Here is a 3773-nt window from a genome sequence, read left to right as displayed (position 1 = left end):
GCGGTGCTCACAGGAGTCCGGACTCTAAAATCGTGGATGCTGGATTCATTCTTTTTCACGCTGGCATTGATGCGTCCGGCTCCCATAAAGAGCCTGGTGTTCTGGTCGCCCGAGCTGCCGTTGCCGCTGATTTCTTCAACCTTGATCCGGGTCAGGGCCTTCACCGTTACCTCGCTGGCATCGTTGATCAGCAGTGTGGCCGTGGAGTTGAATCCTGTGGAGATCCGGCTGTTCTGAGACAGAAGGCTTCCTTCTTCGGCCTTCACCCAGGCAGTAGAGCCGCTTTTCATCACTTCCACAAGACCGGAAGTCCTGCTGATCACAACATCAGCAAAGACGGGAACGCTCAGGGAGAAGATCATCATTAAATCAAATAATTTTTTCATAAAAATACCCCTTAAAAACTGAAGGAAAGGTTAAAGCCCAGTCTGAACAATACGGGAAGAAAGGGTTCCAATAACTCATTCAGTGTAATGGCATCTCCCGGATAGAGGGCTCCCATCTTGATGGACCCTCCGAAATCGGAAGTGGGACGAAACAGAAAAGCCAGCAAGGCTTCCTGACCGATAAAAAGATTATCCTCACCGTTATTTACGATCATGGAGGAGGATACAGGGCCGTCAACGGTCCGCATCAGTGTGGTTGTGCTGATTTCGGTGGCAAAACGTTTGGACCGGGACAGACTCAAGAGCAGTTCCAGACTGGTCAGGTTTCCCGGGCTGATGTTCAGGACATAACCTTTGCCTGAACCCGAAGAGATAGGCATAAACTGATTCTGGTCGGCTGACGCTCCCTGACCGTAATAGTCATCCCTCTTATCCCAGGTCTCTCCTGAGCTAATAAGTCCGCCTAAGGACACAAAGCTTAAAGAGCGTATGGGAAAATAATACAGTTTCAATTCTGTCGCTGTTCCATTGGATTTATAAGATCCTAAGCTTCCCATCTGATAGATAAACCCGCCGTCATAGGCCAGGGCGGGGAGGAGGTATCCGTCCAGTCTGATCTGACCATAGGCGGTGTTCAGTTTTTCGCTATCTGCAGCAACATCGCTCTCATCCAGGAGGTCCTGCTGTGCCAGAAGGGAAAGCTTCAGGTTGACCTTGTCTCCCAGAAGCTCTGTCTGATTCCAGCCCAGGCCTTCGATAAAACGGGGCGCTCCAAAGGTTGTGTCTGTTTGAAGATCACTCCGGGTCATGGCGATGCTGGATGCCAGATGATGAACCAGTCCTGTATAGCCCAGCTGGGCTGTGAGGGTTCCCTGGCCGAGGCGGACACCCGCATTCAAACCGTCCGCCTGGTGGGACAGGATCAGGCGGGAAGGGTCTCTCATGACCTGACGTCCGGCTCTATAATAAATAAAATCATAATTTCCAAAGACATTGGCTGCCTTGATATCGGGATAATAGTCTCCCTCGATTCCCTGGTAGGCAAACTCCTGGCTGAGATTGACCGCAAATCCGGCGGAGCCCTTATACACAAGGGCACCTTCCAGGCTGATATTGATCAAATCATTGACTGATCCTTTGTACCAGAGAGAAAAGCGGTCAGTGCTGGAGGCTTCCATAAAGATTCCGTTGATGTCGGGAGCATTCAGATTTAGATCCAGCCGGGCACCGCCGGTATGCTCATAGGCGCTCAGCAGAACAGGGAGGATCAGAAAGAGGGGGATCAGATATTTTTTCACTGCTTCGCCTCCTGCATTTCAAGGGCCATGGAGAGGGAGGAAAGCACTTCCTCCGGGGTCATTCTATGGTTGACATAGGGCGTCCCCGTCACAAAGCCCTGGTAGCCTGCCTCGAGGGCTGCCAATCGTGGAGACTTGAAGAGTGAGTACATGATGCCGCCTTTGATGGAAAAACTCTGGAAAAGGGCCAGATGAAACCGTCCGCTTGTGATGCTCTGATCATCCTGATTCGCAAACTTCCCCCCCCAGGACTGTTCTTCTCTCCATTTTATTGCATCCGAGGGGCTGGCATCACCGGGGAGCTGACCAGTTGCCTGGGCTATGAGGAGCAGAGATGTGGTTGCGTCTGCACCCTCCCTTGATAGAAACTCATCCATTACAGTATTAGACTGAGCTGTTAAAGCCATTATGGAGAGAGTCAGGAATAATAAAAAAACAATTAATTTCTTCATAGGGCCTCTATTATAAGTCCTTTTTGGATATTTTCCATCATAAAATGAACAATATTGAAGTACTATTGCAGCTTATCTCCCCTTTCTGTACAATTTGAGTTCATATTTTACACAAAGGATTTTGTACTATGATCGCTGTAGTGGACTACGAAGCGGGGAACTTAAAGAGCGTGGAAACCGCCCTGGAAAAACTGGGGGCCGATTTCTTTATCTCTTCCGACCCCCTGCGCCTGGCAGAGGCCGACAAGATGATCTTTCCCGGTGTGGGAGAGGCCGCTCAGGCCATGGCTGTGCTTAAAAAGACTGGTCTGGATCTGGTTCTCAAAGAATTTGCCTTGACAGGGAAGCCCCTTCTGGGCATCTGTCTGGGCTCTCAGATTCTCTTTGATTCTTCCGAAGAATCCGACACGCCCTGCCTGGGGATTCTTCCCGGCAAGGTCTGCCGTTTTTCTACAGAAATGGGCCTCAAAATCCCCCATATGGGCTGGAATACACTGACTCACAGCGATCATCCCCTCTTTTTGAACCTTCCCCAGGATAAATCCTTTTATTTTGTCCACTCCTACTATGTGGAGCCCCAGAACAAGGCGGATATCATCGGTTCCAGCGACTACGGTCACTCCTTTACTGCCGCCGTGGCCAGGAAAAATGTGATGGCCACCCAGTTTCACCCCGAAAAGAGCGGGGAGTGGGGTCTGCTGATCCTGCAGAATTTTATCGATTTATAGGGGAATTTGATGTTACAAAAGAGAATCGTCGTCTGCCTGGATGTGCGGGACGGAAAAACTACCAAGGGAATCAAGTTCCAGGGAAACGTGGATATAGGAGATCCCGTCGAAAGGGCGGCCTACTACTATCAGCAGGGAGTGGATGAGCTGGTCTTCTACGACATCACCGCCTCCTCGGAGAAACGGGGCATCATGATCGATGTGGTCAGCCGTGTGGCCCGGACCATTTTTATTCCCTTTTGTGTGGGCGGGGGCATCTCCACCCTGGAAGATATGAAAAAGGTCATCGGAGCGGGTGCCGAGAAAGTGTCACTTAACTCTGCTGCCGTGCGGAATCCTCAGATCATCAATCAGGGGGCCCGACACTTCGGGAACCAGTGCATCGTCCTGGGAATGGACGCTCTGGCAGACCCTTCCATGCCTTCGGGCTATCGGGTGGTTATCGACGGGGGACGGAAGCACACAGAGAGGGACGCTCTGGCCTGGGCTCTGGAAGCAGAGTCCAGAGGGGCCGGGGAAATAGTGGTGAACTCCATCGATGCCGATGGGACCCGTGAAGGGTATGAACTCATCCTTACCCGCTTGATCAGCGAGAGCGTGGGCATACCCGTTGTCGCCTCGGGAGGAGCGGGCCAGCCGGAACACCTGGCGGATGTGCTCACTAAAGGGAAGGCTGATGCGGCGCTCATTGCCAGCATGGTCCACTTTGGAGACTTTACGCTGGCTGGTATCAAAGCTTATCTCCATGACAATGGAATTCCTGTCAGACTGTAAGGGAACTCTTGACTCAGTAAGCATATATCAGTATTTTTTGTTAAGAAATATCTCAACACTCTCTTTTCGAAGGAAAGGGGAGGATGAAATAAGTTGTTTAATCCATACAGGAGTGGTTAAGAATGCCTACCTATG

General features: G+C 51.0%; 5 protein-coding genes. 2 read left to right on the top strand and 3 right to left on the bottom strand.

The window, feature by feature from the left end; translation table 11 throughout:
• From PF479_RS00800 to PF479_RS00790, 3 genes are all read right to left on the bottom strand, one after another.
• On the bottom strand, positions 1–386 hold a 386-nt coding region (locus PF479_RS00800; RefSeq protein WP_298001259.1), incomplete at its 3' end, for a FecR domain-containing protein.
• A gap of 11 nt (positions 387–397) precedes the next feature.
• The gene (locus PF479_RS00795; protein WP_298001257.1) at positions 398–1684 is read right to left on the bottom strand and encodes a hypothetical protein; all 1287 of its coding nucleotides are present in this window, start codon (positions 1682–1684) and stop codon (positions 398–400) included.
• Complete coding sequence (locus PF479_RS00790) at positions 1681–2136, bottom strand: hypothetical protein (protein WP_298001255.1); 456 nt, start codon at positions 2134–2136, stop codon at positions 1681–1683. The genes PF479_RS00795 and PF479_RS00790 overlap by 4 nt, the downstream gene beginning before the upstream one ends.
• Before the next feature lie 128 nt (positions 2137–2264).
• Between PF479_RS00790 and hisH the strand changes: the two genes are divergently transcribed.
• Both hisH and hisF read left to right on the top strand, forming a co-directional pair.
• Positions 2265–2864 (top strand): imidazole glycerol phosphate synthase subunit HisH, encoded by a 600-nt coding sequence (gene hisH / locus PF479_RS00785; RefSeq protein WP_298001253.1) that lies wholly within the window; start codon positions 2265–2267, stop codon positions 2862–2864.
• A 9-nt stretch (positions 2865–2873) separates the two neighbouring features.
• Positions 2874–3638 (top strand): imidazole glycerol phosphate synthase subunit HisF, encoded by a 765-nt coding sequence (gene hisF / locus PF479_RS00780; RefSeq protein ID WP_298001251.1) that lies wholly within the window; start codon positions 2874–2876, stop codon positions 3636–3638.
• Positions 3639–3773: the final 135 nt, after the last annotated feature.

Source organism: Oceanispirochaeta sp., assembly GCF_027859075.1.
Taxonomy (GTDB): domain Bacteria; phylum Spirochaetota; class Spirochaetia; order DSM-2461; family DSM-2461; genus Oceanispirochaeta.
The sequence above is the reverse complement of the archived record's forward strand: the minus strand, read 5'-3'. Positions and strand labels throughout refer to the sequence as shown.